Source organism: Streptomyces caniferus (assembly GCF_009811555.1).
Taxonomy (GTDB): Bacteria; Actinomycetota; Actinomycetes; order Streptomycetales; family Streptomycetaceae; genus Streptomyces; species Streptomyces caniferus.
Genome location: NZ_BLIN01000001.1, coordinates 98,430 through 113,322, shown reverse-complemented (window position 1 = coordinate 113,322; position 14,893 = coordinate 98,430). Strand labels below are relative to the sequence as shown.

Annotated in this window: 14 protein-coding genes; 3 read left to right on the top strand and 11 right to left on the bottom strand. The window is 70.8% G+C overall.

The window, feature by feature from the left end:
- The first annotated feature begins 100 nt into the window (after positions 1-100).
- The gene (murC, locus tag Scani_RS00475; protein ID WP_159468889.1) at positions 101-1,498 is read left to right on the top strand and encodes a UDP-N-acetylmuramate--L-alanine ligase; all 1,398 of its coding nucleotides are present in this window, start codon (positions 101-103) and stop codon (positions 1,496-1,498) included.
- Between the two features lie 16 nt (positions 1,499-1,514).
- Positions 1,515-1,922, top strand: coding sequence for a peptide-methionine (R)-S-oxide reductase MsrB (msrB, locus tag Scani_RS00470; RefSeq protein WP_159468887.1), 408 nt, complete (start codon positions 1,515-1,517; stop codon positions 1,920-1,922).
- 67 nt (positions 1,923-1,989) lie between these two features.
- Here msrB and glpK read toward each other — a convergent pair whose 3' ends face one another.
- Together glpK and Scani_RS00460 are read right to left on the bottom strand one after the other, a co-directional pair.
- Positions 1,990-3,504, bottom strand: a complete 1,515-nt coding sequence (gene glpK, locus Scani_RS00465) for a glycerol kinase GlpK (RefSeq protein WP_159468885.1) — start codon at positions 3,502-3,504, stop codon at positions 1,990-1,992.
- Positions 3,505-3,542: 38 nt separating this feature from the next.
- A complete protein-coding gene (locus Scani_RS00460; RefSeq protein ID WP_159468883.1) occupies positions 3,543-4,310 on the bottom strand; it encodes an IclR family transcriptional regulator in 768 nt (255 codons plus the stop codon).
- Positions 4,311-4,475: 165 nt separating this feature from the next.
- Here Scani_RS00460 and Scani_RS00455 point away from each other — a divergent pair, with 165 nt between their 5' ends.
- Positions 4,476-4,913: an ATP-binding protein gene (locus tag Scani_RS00455; RefSeq protein WP_159468881.1), complete on the top strand. Its 438-nt coding sequence runs from the start codon at positions 4,476-4,478 to the stop codon at positions 4,911-4,913.
- Positions 4,914-4,963: 50 nt separating this feature from the next.
- Here Scani_RS00455 and Scani_RS00450 read toward each other — a convergent pair whose 3' ends face one another.
- The 9 genes from Scani_RS00450 to Scani_RS00410 all read right to left on the bottom strand — a co-directional run bounded on the left by Scani_RS00450 (position 4,964) and on the right by Scani_RS00410 (position 14,836).
- A complete protein-coding gene (locus tag Scani_RS00450; RefSeq protein ID WP_159468879.1) occupies positions 4,964-6,241 on the bottom strand; it encodes an NPCBM/NEW2 domain-containing protein in 1,278 nt (425 codons plus the stop codon).
- A 128-nt stretch (positions 6,242-6,369) separates the two neighbouring features.
- Entirely contained in the window at positions 6,370-6,783 is a 414-nt protein-coding gene (locus Scani_RS40375; RefSeq protein ID WP_218039148.1) for a hypothetical protein, read from the bottom strand.
- A 696-nt stretch (positions 6,784-7,479) separates the two neighbouring features.
- The gene (locus tag Scani_RS00440) at positions 7,480-7,704 is read right to left on the bottom strand and encodes a hypothetical protein (protein ID WP_159468875.1); all 225 of its coding nucleotides are present in this window, start codon (positions 7,702-7,704) and stop codon (positions 7,480-7,482) included.
- Between the two features lie 197 nt (positions 7,705-7,901).
- Positions 7,902-8,612, bottom strand: a complete 711-nt coding sequence (locus Scani_RS00435; RefSeq protein ID WP_159468873.1) for a vWA domain-containing protein — start codon at positions 8,610-8,612, stop codon at positions 7,902-7,904.
- Positions 8,613-8,634: 22 nt separating this feature from the next.
- Positions 8,635-9,828, bottom strand: a complete 1,194-nt coding sequence (locus Scani_RS41620; RefSeq protein WP_167538006.1) for a protein kinase domain-containing protein — start codon at positions 9,826-9,828, stop codon at positions 8,635-8,637.
- Positions 9,825-10,778, bottom strand: a complete 954-nt coding sequence (locus tag Scani_RS00425; protein WP_159468871.1) for a PP2C family protein-serine/threonine phosphatase — start codon at positions 10,776-10,778, stop codon at positions 9,825-9,827. Before Scani_RS00425 ends, Scani_RS41620 begins: the two co-directional genes overlap by 4 nt.
- A 173-nt stretch (positions 10,779-10,951) precedes the next feature.
- Complete coding sequence (locus Scani_RS00420) at positions 10,952-12,097, bottom strand: hypothetical protein (RefSeq protein ID WP_159468869.1); 1,146 nt, start codon at positions 12,095-12,097, stop codon at positions 10,952-10,954.
- Positions 12,098-12,170: 73 nt separating this feature from the next.
- A complete protein-coding gene (locus tag Scani_RS00415; protein ID WP_159468867.1) occupies positions 12,171-14,408 on the bottom strand; it encodes a hypothetical protein in 2,238 nt (745 codons plus the stop codon).
- 32 nt (positions 14,409-14,440) lie between these two features.
- Positions 14,441-14,836 carry a hypothetical protein gene (locus Scani_RS00410; RefSeq protein WP_159468865.1) on the bottom strand — a complete coding sequence of 132 codons (396 nt, stop codon included), beginning with the start codon at positions 14,834-14,836 and terminating at the stop codon, positions 14,441-14,443.
- Between the last annotated feature and the right edge of the window lie 57 nt (positions 14,837-14,893).

The following is a 14,893-nucleotide window of genomic DNA, read 5'->3' as shown; positions in this document are numbered from 1 at the left end:
CGCCCGGCCGGGGTCCGCGGACCGGCCCTGTCGGTGCCGGGTGCGAGAATCATGGACAGCACCACCGCTCGCGATGATCGACGATCAGGGAGACCCACCCATGGCACCCGCCATCCCAGCCTCGATGGACCGGCCGCACTTCATCGGCATCGGCGGAGCCGGCATGTCGGGCATCGCCAAGATCCTCGCGCAGCGCGGCGCCCAGGTGGCGGGCAGCGACGCGAAGGACTCCGCGACCGCCCAGGCCCTCCGCGACCAGGGCGCCACCGTCCACATCGGGCACGCCGCCGAGCACCTCGCCGCCGACGCCACCAGCGTCGTCGTCTCCTCCGCGATCCGCCCGGACAACCCCGAGCTGGCCGCCGCCCATGAGCGCGGCATCCCGGTCGTGCACCGCTCCGACGCGCTCGCCTCCCTCATGGACGGCCTGCGCCCCATCGCCGTCGCCGGCACCCACGGCAAGACGACCACGACCTCCATGCTCGCCGTCTCCCTCGGCGCCCTCGGCCTCAAGCCGTCCTACGCCATCGGCGGCGACCTCGACGCCCCGGGCTCCAACGCCGAGCACGGCTCAGGCGAGATCTTCGTCGCCGAGGCCGACGAAAGCGACCGCAGCTTCCACAAGTACGCCCCCGAGGTCGCGATCATCCTCAACGTGGAGCTGGACCACCACGCCAACTACGCCTCGATGGACGAGATCTACGAGTCCTTCGAGACCTTCGTCGGCCGCATCCGTCCCGGCGGCACCCTGGTCATCGCCGCCGACCACCCCGGCGCCCGCGAGCTGACCGCCAAGATCTCCGGCCGCCACGACATCGAGGTCGTCACCTACGGCGAGTCCCCGGACGCCGACGTCCGCATCCTCAAGGTCAACCCCCGCGGCCTGACCAGCGACGTCACGGTCACCCTGACCAGCGGAAAGATCCTCACCTTCACGGTCTCCGTCCCGGGCCGGCACTACGCCCACAACGCCGTCGCCGCCCTGGCCGCCGGCGTCGCCCTGGGCCTCGCGCCGCACAACCTCGCCTCCGCGCTCGGCAAGTACACCGGCGTCAAGCGCCGCCTCCAGCTCAAGGGCGAGGCGGCCGGAGTGCAGGTCATCGACTCCTACGCCCACCACCCCACGGAGATGACCGCCGACCTGGAGGCCATCCGCGGCGCCGCCGAGGGCTCCCGCGTGCTGGTCGTCTTCCAGCCGCACCTCTTCTCCCGCACCCAGGAGCTGGGCACGGAGATGGGACAGGCGCTCGCCCTCGCCGACGCCTCCGTCGTCCTGGACATCTACCCGGCCCGCGAGGACCCGATCCCGGGCATCACCAGCGCCCTGATCGTCGACGCCGCGCGCACCGCCGGCGCCGAGGTCACCCCCGAGAGCGACCAGGCCGCCGTCCCGGACGTCATCGCCGGAATGGCGAAGCCCGGTGACCTTGTTCTCACCATGGGCGCGGGCGATGTGACCGACCTCGGCCCCGCCATCCTGTCCCGCCTGGGCAGCTGAGCTGAGGAGGACCCAGATGCCGTACGAGATCGACAAGCCCGACGAGCAGTGGCGCGCCGAGCTGACCCCCGCGGAGTACCAGGTGCTCCGTGAGGCCGGCACCGAGCCCGCCTTCGTCGGTGAGTACACCGACACCAAGACCGCGGGCGTCTACTCCTGCCGCGCCTGCAACGCCGAGCTCTTCCGCTCCGACACCAAATTCGAGAGCCACTGCGGCTGGCCGTCCTTCTACGACCCCAAGGACACCGACGCCGTCGAGCTCATCGAGGACCGCAGCCACGGCATGGTCCGCACCGAGGTCCGCTGCGCCCGCTGCGGCTCGCATCTCGGGCACGTCTTCGCGGGCGAGGGGTATTCCACCCCCACCGACCAGCGGTACTGCATCAACTCGGTCTCGCTGCGGCTGGCTCCGGACGAGGGGTGAGGGGAGGGCGCTGCGCCCGGTGCATCCGGCGCTCGCGACGCCGCGGTCCGAGCCGTACAACGAGCCGTCAGGGCGGGTCCGGCGACCGGATCCAGCCGAGCGAGCGCTCGACTGCCCGCTTCCAGTTCTCGTACTCCGACCGCCGCCGCTGGGGGTCCATGTCCGGCAGCCACTGGGCGGCCCGGTGCCAGTTGCGGCGCAGCACCTCCAGGTCGGGCCAGTAGCCGGCGGCGAGCCCGGCGGCGTAGGCGGCGCCCAGAGAGACCGTCTCGACGGCCATGGGGCGCACCACGGGCACGTCGAGCACGTCGGCCAGGAACTGCATGAGCAGGTTGTCGGACGTCATGCCGCCGTCCACCTTGAGCACCTTCAGGGCGAGCGAGGAGTCGGCGTTCATGGCGTCGACCACCTCACGGGTCTGCCAGCCGGTGGCTTCCAGCACGGCTCGGGCCAGGTGCTCCTTGGTGATGTACGAGGTGAGGCCGACGATGACCCCGCGGGCGTCGCTGCGCCAGTGCGGCGCGTAGAGGCCTGAGAAGGCCGGGACGACGTAGCAGCCGCCGTTGTCCTCGACGGCGCGCGCGAGGGTCTCGATCTCGGGGGCGGTGTTGATCAGCCCCAGCCGGTCGCGGAACCACTGGACCAGCGCGCCGGTGACGGCGATCGGGCCTTCGAGTGCGTAGACCGCGGGCCGGTCCTCGATCTTGTAGGCGACGGTGGTGAGCAGTCCGTGCCGGGACCGTACGAGGTCGGTGCCGGTGTTGAGCAGCAGGAAGCTGCCGGTTCCGTAGGTGCACTTCGCCTCGCCGGGGGCGAAGCAGGTCTGTCCGAACAGTGCGGCCTGCTGGTCACCGAGCGCCGCGCTGATACGGACGCCCGGGAGGACGGAACGGGCGGCTCCGTAGGTCTCGGACGAGGAGTGGATCTCCGGGAGCATCGGGCGGGGGACCCCGAAGAACTCCAGCAGCTCCTCGTCCCAGTCGAGGGTGCTGATGTTCATGAGCATGGTGCGGCTGGCGTTGGTGACGTCGGTGAGGTGCAGGCCGCCGTCCGGTCCGCCGGTGAGGTTCCAGATCAGCCAGCTCTCCATCGTGCCGAACAGCACCTCGCCGTCCTCGGCGCGCTGCCGCAGCCCGTCGACGTGGTCGAACAGCCAGCGGATCCGGGGGGCGGAGAAGTACGTGGAGGGGGACAGGCCGCAGCGCCGGACGAAGAACTCGTCCCCGGGCCGGTCTCTGAGCTCCTCGACCAGCGGGGCCGTACGGGTGTCCTGCCAGACGATCGCCCTGCCCAGCGGGGTGCCCGTACGCCGGTCCCACAGCACGGTCGTCTCGCGCTGGTTGGCGATCCCGATGGCGGCGACCTCCTCGGGGCGGACATCGGCGTCGGAGAGCGCGTGCGGCACCACGCGCTGCAGGGTGTGCCAGATCTCGACGGCGTCGTGCTCGACCCACCCGGGCCGGGGGAAGTGCTGCTGGTGCTCCCGCTGGGCGACCGACACCAGCCGCCCCTGGTGATCGAACAGGATGCATCTGGTGGAGGTGGTGCCCTGGTCGATGGACATCACATACCGCTCAACCATGATCAGCCTTCCGTTGCGGTGCCCGAGGGCGGAGGGGTTCACCAGCGGGCGGCCCCCAGATCTCGGGAGATCGCCTGGGCGGCGTGGCGGACCTGGGTGACCAGGGCTGGCTGCGGGACCCCTGCGGAGTCGCAGATCCGCTCGACCGTGCCGGAGATGCCGATCGCGCCCACCACGAGGCCGCCGTGGCCGCGGATGGGCGCGGCGATGCCGGCCTCGCCCGTGATCATTTCTTGTACTTCGGCGGCCCACCCGAGCTCCCGGATCTCGGCGAGCGCCCGGGCGAGGCGCTCCGGGGCGACCAGCGTGTGCCGGGTGTACGCCTCCAGCCCGGCCTCCACGGCCGGCTCCACGGGCATGTTGCCGAAGGCCAGCAGCACCTTGCCGAGCGAGGAGGCGTGCACGGGCAGCAGCGCGCCCACGTCCAGGGTCTGGAGGGTGTCGTCGGGCCGGAAGACGTGGTGGACGATGAGCACCCTGCCCTCCAGGGGCGCGCCCAGCCGGACCGCCTCCCCGCTGCGGGCGGCCAGGGCGTCGGCCCAGTTGATGGAGCGGGACCGCAGCTCGTTCACGTCGAGGTAGCTGGTACCCAGGTGCAGCAGCGCGGCCCCGAGCTGGTACTTGCCGGTCGCCGGGTCCTGCTCGACGAAGTCGATGTTCTGCAGGGTGCGCAGAATGCCGTGGGTGGTGCCCTTCGCCAGTCCCAGCGATCCGGCCACCTCGCCCAGTCCGAGGCGACGGGGCCCGCTGGCGAGCAGACGCAGGATCGCTGCCGCCCGTTCGATCGATTGGACCGGGCCGGCCATGAGGCAAGCGTAGTCCTGTGGTCGGCGCCTGCCCCGAGGGATGATCCCGGCCGCGGCTGGCGTTCGGTAATGCCGACCGCTGTTCATTGACCGCCCCCACCGTCCGCCCATAGCGTCCTTCTCAAGCCCGGCGTCCAGCCGGCAGGGGCCTTCGGAGGAGGAGGCATGACGGCACAGCTTGACGCGGTGGTTCGGGATGCGGCCGACTACATCTGGCCGCTGTCGCACATCCCCGAGGCTGTCTCGGTCGTACGCCGGCGGGCGCGTACGGTCCTGGCCGACTGGAACCTGGCACCGGACCTCACCGAGGACGCGCTCCTCGTGATCTCGGAGCTGATCACCAACGCGGTCGTCCACGCCCTGCCGCCGGCAGTGCTGCGGCTGTCACGGGCCGGGGCCGAGGGGACCGGCGCCCTGCGCGTCGAGGTCACCGACGCGGGGCCCGCGGCGGCGGCCGGACGGCCGGCCGTCGAGCCCTGCGCGGACGAGCACGGCCGCGGGCTCGGCATCGTCACCGCCCTGGCGGCCGAGTGCGGCACGCGGATCCACGCGGGCGGCATCACTCGGTGGGCGGAGCTCCGAGTGGGCCACGCCCCCGCGTGAGCTCCGCGGTCCGACGACGGGAAGCCCTGAGCGGACCGCTGGACGGCCGCTCAGCGGCAGGTGATCTGGGGGGCGCCCCAGTCGGCGTGGTCGGAGTCGTTCCCGTTGCCGCCGTCGGTGACCACGAGCCGCAGTTGGCTGCCGCCGGAGAGATCCGCGGTGAGGCGCTTCGCGGGCTGGTCGACGGTCATCAGCCCGCTGTCGGCGACCTTGGTGTCGTCCCGGAAGACCTGGAAGACCACCGAGCCGTTCGCGCCCACCTCGTCATCGACGCCCACATCCACGGTGAGGGCGGAGCAGGAGCCGCCGAGGTCGAAGGCGATCTCGCTGTAGGCGTGCGCGCCCAGCCCCTGGGCGTAGGGGGCTCCCTGGATATTGAGGGGGTGCCCGTCGATGCTGCTGTCCGGCCTGAACGGCGCGAAGCTGTACTTCTGGGAGCTCCACGGCCGGGTGCCCAGCGGCACGGTGTGGCCGGCCGGCGGCTTGTCCGCGGGGCCGGGGCGGGGCGAGTGCGACGGCTTCGGCGGCGACGAGGGCCGGGCGCTCGGGCGCTTCGGCTTCTTGCTGTGCGTGGGGGACGGGGAGCCCGAGGGCGAACGGGAAGCGGTCGCCGAGCTCCTGGCGGACGCCGACGGCGACTGGTCCGTGGCGGGGGCCGAAGCGTGGTCCGACCGGTCGCGGCGCCCGGCCGCGGCCTCGTCGCGCTCCGAGCCGGACAGCGGGCCGACGGATATGGCGACACCGGCCAGGACGGCCACGGCGACCGCGAGCACGGTGATCCGCGCCGGTGAGAACCGCGTCCGCCGGGGCTCGTCCGGGGCGGCGGACGGGACCGTCCCCGAGAAGCTCGGGCCGGCCGGGGGCACGCCGCCGGCGCCGGCCGGCCGGGCGCCGGCCGCGGGGCCTTCCGCCGGCTGGGCGGCCAGCCAGGCCGCGAAGTCGTCCCGCAGCTCGGTGTTCCGGGCGGTGCGGTACCAGGCGGCGGCGGTATGGCGTACCGCCGCGAGCAGGGCGGCCCGCCAGTCCGGATCGGCGCCCTCCTCCGGACCGGGGGAGTGCAGGACGTGGCCGATGGCCTCCTTCGCCAGATCCGCCGCGGCCTGGGACGAGCGGCAGCAGTCACGGGCGGAGGCCAGCACGGCCGCGTAATGCCGTTGGTGGAACTCGTGGAGGGCTTCCTGTCCCTCCCGGGCCGGGCCGTCCGGAGCCGGGGTGCCGAACGGAGCGTCCGCCGCCCGGCCGCCGGACGGGGCTGCCGCACGGATGCGCTGGACCAGTTCGGTATCGGAGGGTCGTGTCCCACCGCTGGTGTCGAATCGCTCTTGCATGAGTGGGCTGCTGACCCTTCAACGTCCTGACGGTCAATAAAAGTACCGCAAGGCGTGGAGGACTCCGGCCGGCGTTCCGCCGTTGACTCCGGTTGGTGCGGTCCCCGCCGGCGACTTCGGACGACGGCCTACGAGGGGGACGACACGGGCGTGAGCTTCTCTTGGCCGATGCGCCGGCCCGACTGATAGATCGTCACGGATCCGCCGTGGATGCGGTAGCGGTACGGGCCGTTGTGGGCCTCGTAGCCGCCCGAGGACTTCGTTGCCGGCATGGCGATCCCGGGCTCCCGGTGATCAGTGAACTCCCCGTAGTAGAAGAGCTTGTCGTCCTCGGTGCGGCAGAGAGTGATCGACTTGTTCTTCGTGCGGAACGCCTTCACCAGTGCTGCGCCGTCACCGCCCGGCAGGGACGAAGCGATCCGTTCGGGGCACGAGGACGGACCGCTCCCGGCGGATGCTGACCCGGGTCCGCTCATCCCACTGGAGAGGGCGTCGCAGGCCTTGCTCAGCAGGGGAAAAGCGAGCAGGAGCAGGACTCCCAAGACGCACCCGGCGCCCTTGCCCCCGGACTTCGGAGCCTTGTAAGAGGGCGGGCGGTAGCCGGGCGCGGTAGTCCAAGGGGGAGGCGGCGGGACGGGCGGTGGCGTCATGCCAGGAGGAGGAGCCGGGGCGGTGGGGGTGTAGCCGTGTGCTGCCGCCGAGGGGTAGAAGACTTCGCCTTCTGCCACCCGGGGAGGGGCGCTCCGTCCGCCGGTGCTGGTGCTCTTGCGGGGTGCCGAAGGACGGGGGGCGCCTGTACCGCTCCTCGGCCGGGGCGTCGAGGTGCTCTTCCGGGCACCGGCACTCCCCGTGCCGGACGGCTTGGCGGTGGTCTTCTTGGCGGCCGGCTTCTTGGCCGACGGCCGCTTGGGCGCGGTCTTCTTCGCCGCCTTCCATCCTGTCCCGCACACGATGCAGGACAGATCGCTCCGGGCATTGTTCGTATCGCATTGACGGCATTGCCAGTCGGCCGACGGCCGGGCGGCTGCCGGCCGCTTGACCGCCGGCTTCGACGGCTTCGCGGCACTTCGCGCTGCGGACGTAGGCACAGCGGAGCCGGACCGTGATGCGCTGGGCCCCGCGGCAACACCTCGCTTCGTCTCGCAGGCCTCGCACGCCGTCAGACCGGGATCGTTGTACGTATCGCATGCCGTACACCGCCAGTTCGCCCCCGACACCCCTCTCCCTTCCCCCGGCGCCTAGGACGCCGGTTCCGCTTCGATCCGGTGGAACACCTCCGCGTAGAGCTCCTCGGCAGGAGCACCCGCAGGGGAGACGAGCCAGTCCTGGACGGCGGAGGGGACCCGGGTCAGCGGCTCCTCCTCCGTCTCCTCCGGCGTCACGCTCCTGATCCCGTACTCGCGCCCGAGGGCCGCCACAAACTGCTGGGCCGGTGCGGAGAATTCGGGCGGGACCTCGGCCAACGCCACAACGGTGCCGCCGGATTCCTGATCTTCCCGTCGGAACTGGAATACGAGCTGTTGGCTGCCGTCTTGCCCGCGCGGTCGGAACCTCACGGCGACACAGCGGTCGATCAGTACCTCCAGCCAGGCGAAACCTCGCCAGCTGAATTTCAGCAGTCCCTCGGATACGTTCAGCTCACAACCCGGCAGCTCCAGTTTCACAGGCTGTTCGCAATGGTTTCGATGATCTCGTCCATCTCGAATTCCTCAAGCCCTTCTCCCGCCTTGGACTCGAAGTGCAAGGTCAGGTCCCACTCCTCGGCGATGGGGTCCGACCACGGGCTGTCCTCGGGCGCGAAGAGCACCAGCCGCTTCGCCGACTGCTCCATCACCGCGCTCTGGCTGCGCGCATACCCCCACTGCTCGAAGAGTTCGTCCATGCTGCGCGGAATCGATGAGGGGTACGACTGCGCCGAGGCCCCTGCCGTGCCCAGCGGGTGGGCCGGTGCGTCGGTGAACATCACGACCACGTGCCGTCGCCGGTCGAGTCCCTTTTCCCAGGGCGAGTTGATGGCGAGAGCCAGTGCTTCGAGGCCGGACTCCGGGATGTCGCCGCCGCCCTTGGCATCGATCCCCCGGACGAAGGTTTCGAACGCCTCGGACTGAGCGGGCAACTGGAGGAAGTCCGTCTGCTCGATGGCGTCGGACGGGTCGTCGCCGAAGTCACGGAAGGCGATGACCTTCAGCCTGAGCTGGCTGATCGCCTTGCCCTTCTTCGCCATGACGTCATGGAGACGGTCATGGAACTGCAGCGAACTGGACTTCACCGAGTCCAGGACGGGGAACATGCTGGCGGTCGCATCGATGCACAGGACGATGTCGACCGCGTACTGAAGATTCCCCTGATACTGCTCGGCGTTCGCGTTCATGTGGTGCCTCCTTGTACTTGCGTTACGGCTTGCGGCGATCGCCCAGGTTGATCCGCACCCTGGACGTCCTGCGCGCGGGGGACTCGGGCTTCTTCGGCGGCATCGGGGCCGTCGTGGGTTCGGGTTCGGGAGCGGGAGCGGGAGCAGGTGCCGGAGCGGGACCGGACGCGCCGGCCGTGGGACGCGGGCTCCTGCCGCCCGTGAGGTTGGCGCGGATGCGGCTGGTGCGCGGTGCTGCCTGACCCGGTTCCGTGGGCGTTGTCACGGGGCCCGTACCGGCCGGCTCCGCATCCATCGGTTTCGAGGTACCGGGCCGCCGGTGCTGGAGCGCACAGACCTGAGGGTCCTTGAGCGCGTTGAGATAGGTGGCCATCCGCGGGCGGCGGCCCGGTTCCCGCGTCGTCATGGCCCGGATCAGACCGCGCATGGAATCCGACAGGCGCGCGTCGATCGTCAGCTCCTCGCCCGCGTTGACCGCGTCAGCAGGGGAGCCGTACTGCGCGGCGTGCCCGGGTGTCGCACCCGTCAGGTAGTAGTGCGTCATCAGCCCGAGAGCGAAGATATCCACCGCCGTCGTGAGGTGTTCGGGCAGGACGGACCCTTCCTCCTGGACGTAGTTCCGCCACTCCGGAGCGCCGTAGAGCGAGTCCCCGGCGATGTCCTGGGGCCCAGGAGGCATACGGGACACATAGGCGTCATCGAAGTCGATCAACTTCGCCGTGTGGAAGGCCATGCCCTCCCGCTTCTGCACCAGCACATTCAGCGGCTTGAGATCACCGTGCACCACATCGATGTCGTGCAGTTGCTGCAGGCTCATCCCCAGGGTCTTGAGCAGCACCGCCTTCTGGCGGGGCTCCAGGGCCTGGGGCTTCTCCAGCGTGGACGTGTCGATCCGCTCGGTCACCTTGTAGTACGTGCTGCCCTCGTGGAAGAAGTCCTTGGCGAGGACGAGATTGCCGCCGCCCCGGGCGTCGGGGCGCAGCCGTTTCATGATGGTGCGGTGCCGGTTCTCGAACTCCTCGCACACTTCCAGGCGGATACGCCGGCTGGCCGCGCTCGCCGTGGAGCCCTCGCGAGGCCGTTTGGGCTCCAGGAAGCGCTTCAGAAAGAATTGCTGGCCGTCCTTCTCCGCAAACGCCCACATACATTTGCCGCCATTGGCATTGGTCGGCTCGCTGATGATGCGGTAGCCCGCGATCACATCCCCGTTCTTCATGCCTGCTCCTCCGGCAGCGGTGGAAGGAACGTCTCGTAGTCGGCGCGGTAGGAGCGCCAGGTGTCGTCCTGCCAGCCGCGGATTCTCTCCGTCAGGTCGGTGCCCTGGGGCCTTCCGTGTACGTAGCGATCGCGCACGGTGACATACCGGTCCGCAAAGGCACCGCGGAGGTGCCTCACGTCTTGGTAACCGAGTGCGATCAGAGCCATGGAGGCGTCGTCCGCGGTGTAACCCTGGACCTCACGGCGAATCAGGTCGGCCCATTCGAGCTCGTTGTCCGCCTGCATCAGGGTGCTGAGCAGTACGTACTCGAATACTGCCGGTGTATGGACGTATCCGAAGAAGCCGTCGGTGGCCGCCAGAAACACACACGGAAGCTGGAAGGACCTGCGCTGGACATCCACCACGAATTCCCGGTCCGCACAGATGGAGTTGGTCATCGGCGGATCCGAACGCAGTAGTTCGAGCGCATCGCTCTCCTGCGTGTGGTCGCGTGTGAGGACGCGTAGCCCGGCGCCGGGCTGCAGTGTGTAGGCGCGGGAGTCTCCGGCCCAGAGCGCCTGACACTCGATGGAATGTTGCTCGCGCATCTGGTACTGCACGGCCGCGAGCGTGGTGGGCAGTCGGCGGCGCATCGTTCCCACGATCTTGCTACGCCGCTGCGGTGCCTTGGACAGGAAGTACTTGAGGTATTGCGTGAGTTGTTCGGGCGTATCGGCCTGACCGCGCTCGACGACATCGTGGAACCAGCAGTCGGCAGCCAGCCGGGCCACCCGTGAACCGACCCAGGCGCCGGTCCGTGTCTCTCCGTCCGGCGCCTGCCAGGCGGGCGAGGAGCCCGCGCCACCGGAGCCGTCGAAGACCGCGAGCATGCCCTGCTGCGCCCCGAAGTGATGTGCGACGAAGGGTTCGGCGTCCTCGCCGCGTCCCGGCACACGCTCGGTCCACACGACGAGCGACTGGAGACCCGGCCTCCCCTGGTGCCACATCATCTGTGGCGGTGCCGGCCGGCTCTCCCGCCTGGCGGCGCGTGGCGGCTCGGCCGGATCATCCGGCGACGGTCGCGCGTCCGCGGAACCGTCCGCGGGACGCGGCGGGGGCCCCGCCATGCTCCTGGGTGCCGTCATCGCCGTTCACCCCCGCTCCGGCCGGTGCCGCCGCCCGGTCGCTTGGCTGTGCCACGCACCCGGCTGACGCGCCTGGCCGCTGCGGAGTCCGAGGGGGCCGAACCGGACGAGGGCCGGGCGGCGGACTCGTAGGCGGTGCGCCGCGGGGGAACCGGTTCATCCTCCGGAGGCGCGGAGTCACGACGCGGCGGAACCACTTCGCCGCGCAAGGCGCCGCGGCTCGGCGACTCCTCATCCTCGGCCGGCCGTTCGGGCTCCGGGGGCTCGGACCTCGTGCCCGCGGCGAGGGCTCCCCTGAACCGGCCCCGGCGGACTCCGCCGAACGGCCCCTCACCGTCGCCAAGCACGTCCTCGACCACGGCACGCTCGAGCTCGGTCTGCTCGAAGGGTTCGCGGTGGGCGTCGCCGCGCTCCAACACCATCCGCATGGCTTGGAGGCGTGCCTCCCGCTTCTCGGCCTCACCCTTCTCGATCCAGGCGAGTGCGGCGCGGGGGCCCTCCCTTTCCATGATCTCGGCGATGATTCCTTCGACGCCGTCGTCCCGGATCATGTCCAGGTGGCGCTTGCGGCGCATCCCGTCCAGCCGGGTTTCCCGTACGACATCACGGAACTCACGGCCGCTGGCGGCGATCTCGTCCTCGTCCACCAGGAGTTCGACATGGATGTTGCGCAGCCGTACGGCGGAATCACCGGTGACGTCGCGGACCGCACGGTTCAGTGCCTCCTCCGCCTCGTGGAACTCACCGATGTCGTAGTCACGCGACACCTGGCGCAGCATCCTGCGGAGGTGGCCGTACAGGGCACCGCTCATGTCCCGGATGCCGCGTGCCACCACCTCGGCGGGGTCGGCGACCCGGCACACCACGTCCACCCGGCTGCGGAAGGAGAACGTGGCATCCCTGCTGAGCAGCGCGATCTCCAGGACGAGGCGGTGCTCGGTCAGATCGACGGTGAAGACGCTCTGATAGGTGCCGAAGCGGGCATCGGGAATCTCCTCACCGGGGTGAACCGTCAGCGCGACACCGCTGTCCGGTACCAGCACCAGTGCCCTTCCCGGGGCGGGCGGCCGCAGCGGATTCAACAATCGCCATCGCGGCACCGTCTGGCTGTCCAGCACGGGGTCGTAGGTCAGCTCCTCCACCGTTCTCCTCCGCTGCGTCGTGCGGGTCGCCCTGTAGGCCGAGGGCTGTCCCTGCGGCCTGCGCCGCGCTCGGTCAAACCGCCCGCTCCACGGCGTGGCGCAGAGCCGCGGCGTGGCGGGAGGGCCGCTCCCGGTCGTTCGCCCACTTCTCCAGCCACCACAGGAGCCGTTCACGGTGCTTGCCGGGCCGGTGCGCGATGTCCACCAGCAGGTCACGGATAGCGTCCAGGGAACCGGGGCAGCGGTCTGCGTAGTCGTCGACCCACCTGTGGAGCGCCTCGAGTGCCGTGTCCTGGACCGGTTTACGGGCCAGCGCACGCGCCCACAGCTCGGCGAGCCGCGTGTTGTGCGCGGGCAGCACACTGAGCAGCAGCGGCACCCCGGCCACGGCGCCGTCCACGGTCCCGGCGGCGTCCCGTGCGGTCTCCTCGTACGGCTGGGAGGCCGCGAAGACGAACGCCGACAGTGTCTTGACCACCATGGGCGAGAGGTCCTGCGGGGCGGACCAGTCGAGGTACGCCTCCAGCACATGACCGGCCCGGCCTTGGTGGAGGAGGTGCACCCCGCCCCACGCGACGGGGGTGAGCGTGCCCCAGTCGTCCTTGCGGTCGAGTGCGTCGTGCAGCACGTCCAGTGCGCGCTCGGGTGCGGCCCGGCCGAGCAGGCCGCCGACGGCATTGGCTGCCGTTCCGGCCAGCCTGCGTTCGTATGCGGAGGATCCCCCGCGCGCCCAGGCGTGCAGCAGGTTCCAGACCGCGTCGGCCGCTTCCGGCCTGCTGCCGGCCAGGCCGAGTGCGGTCGCCGCGGCCTGCCGTACGGGCCAGGAGGTGCTGCCCGCCCAGCTCTTCAGGAAGCGGTGCACCGCGTAGTCGTGATCGGCCCAGGCCAGTACGCCGGCCGCGACGGCGGCCCGCGCCCGCACCTCGAGGTCGGCATGAGTGAGCAAGCGGCGCAGCCAGGCGAGTACGGCCTCACGGCGCCCGTCGAGCGTCGTCCAGGCGTAGGCGAGCACCACCTGCCGCAGCAGCGAGCTGCGGAACCGTACGCGCGCAGGCCCCGCCGGCGCGCTCCGCCCACTGAAGGTCAGCTCGATCCAGGGCTGTTCATATCCGAGGCGATCGCGGAAGCGGACGTCCGGGGGCGCGTCACCGGCAGGGGCGAGGGCGTTGCGCAGCGCCATGGCGGCATCCGAGACCGTGAGGTAACTGCTGTCCTCCAGCACCGCTGCGGCCAGGGCAAATCCGATGGCCTCCGGCTCGTGGTGGAGGCTGAACCACGCGTGCACCTGGTCGCTCGGGTCCCGCAGTGCGGCGACCTCGGCCGTCAGATCGCCGTCGGCCGTGATGACCGAGGCCAGCCGGGCGGCGTGCCGGGCCGAGGGGCGCTCGCGCAGGGCGGTCGTCGCACCGGCCGACTCGAGCAGGTCGTGCAGCTCTTCTTCCTTACTGGGCTCGGGGCCGTGTCCGAGTACCCGGCGTTTCACCAGAGCCACCGGGTCGACACCTGACAGGTGGTGCCAGGCCACCCCGTCGGTGCCGGAGGCGGCGACGGCGAGTTCGTGACCGCCGATCAGCACGAGATGACTCCGTGCGCCCCTGAGCCCGGCCACGGCTGCGGCCAGCCCGCGGAGCGCGGCCGGCCCGAACGCTTCGGCGCCCGCCGGGCCGTCGTCGAGAACGGCGAGGAAGCCGCTGTTCTTGGCAGGCGGCTCCCAGCCGGGTGCGGCGATGACCGTCGGGTCGAGGATGCGGTGGCAGGCACCGCCGCTCGTGCCGCTGATGGCCATCGCCTCCGCGAGGAGATTCACGGCGGCAGCCTCGCGACCGCTGCCCGGTGGCCCGGTCAGGACCAGCAGATGGCGCTCGCGCAGGAGTTCCAGGGCTTCGTCGTACGAGTCGGGGTGGATGTACAGCTCGGTGAATTCGGAGAGTTCGGCATCATCGAGGGTGACCGTGGCGGGGCCGCCCGACGCACGGGCCGCGCTGCGGCTGCCGGTGATGAAGCCGCCACCGAAGCTGACGGAATCGTTGAAGAGAGCCAGCGTGCCGATCCGGGTTCCGGCGGTATCGGCGTTGAGACGCTCGGCGATGAGGTCAGCGATGGCACCCGCACGCACCGCCTCGGAGCGCTCCGTGTCGTCGTGGCCTCCGCCGTTCACCAGGGAGTGCAGCGCTTGCGATTCGCTGACCGGGCCGTCGCGCTCCTCGTCGTGCCGTTCGGGCGTGGAGGGCGCGCGGTCGTGTGCAGGGTCCGAGGCGTCGCCCGTCCCGGCGCCGTGCGGAGCGTCGCCCGCCGGTGCTTCCTCGCTCATGAAGTCGAACTTTCGTGCCGGCCCGGACGGAGTCAGGAGATGTTCCAGTCGCCCTGGATCTCCACCTTTTCGTTGAACACCTGGGCGTTCTTGATGAGGGCCGCGTTCACCTGTGCCTTGCCGCCCTGGGCCGCCACCGCCTCGTCGACCTGTCGGCGGATGTCGGATTCGAAGTCGCGGTCACGGAGCATGTGGGCCAGCAGCATGCGCTGCAGCGTTTCCTGTGCCGCGGTGTCATCCGGGCTCTGCTCCACCCGGTCGAGTGCGTCCACCGCCTCGCCGTCGCCCCGGAAGCGGGCACGCACCCGCTCGATCAGCCTCGCCCCGCCGCTCCATCCGGACCGGCCGGCTTCCTGGCCGGCGGACTCCAGAGCGCCCTTGACCACCAGCGCGACCGCAGCGGCTGCGGCAGCAGTAACCGGATCCATGTCTCCCCCTTGCACCCACGGATTTCCGCCAACGCTAGTTGTCTCGGGCGTCGTTGT

Excerpts from the sequence above, each read along its gene's own strand:
- Scani_RS00450 (WP_159468879.1), bottom strand. The coding sequence starts at position 6,241 with ATGCAAGAGCGATTCGACACCAGCGGTGGGACACGACCCTCCGATACC.
- Scani_RS00435 (WP_159468873.1), bottom strand. The coding sequence starts at position 8,612 with ATGAACGCGAACGCCGAGCAGTATCAGGGGAATCTTCAGTACGCGGTC.
- msrB (WP_159468887.1), top strand. The coding sequence starts at position 1,515 with ATGCCGTACGAGATCGACAAGCCCGACGAGCAGTGGCGCGCCGAGCTG.
- Scani_RS00460 (WP_159468883.1), bottom strand. The coding sequence starts at position 4,310 with ATGGCCGGCCCGGTCCAATCGATCGAACGGGCGGCAGCGATCCTGCGT.
- glpK (WP_159468885.1), bottom strand. The coding sequence starts at position 3,504 with ATGGTTGAGCGGTATGTGATGTCCATCGACCAGGGCACCACCTCCACC.
- Scani_RS00410 (WP_159468865.1), bottom strand. The coding sequence starts at position 14,836 with ATGGATCCGGTTACTGCTGCCGCAGCCGCTGCGGTCGCGCTGGTGGTC.
- murC (WP_159468889.1), top strand. The coding sequence starts at position 101 with ATGGCACCCGCCATCCCAGCCTCGATGGACCGGCCGCACTTCATCGGC.
- Scani_RS41620 (WP_167538006.1), bottom strand. The coding sequence starts at position 9,828 with ATGAAGAACGGGGATGTGATCGCGGGCTACCGCATCATCAGCGAGCCG.
- Scani_RS00415 (WP_159468867.1), bottom strand. The coding sequence starts at position 14,408 with ATGAGCGAGGAAGCACCGGCGGGCGACGCTCCGCACGGCGCCGGGACG.
- Scani_RS00455 (WP_159468881.1), top strand. The coding sequence starts at position 4,476 with ATGACGGCACAGCTTGACGCGGTGGTTCGGGATGCGGCCGACTACATC.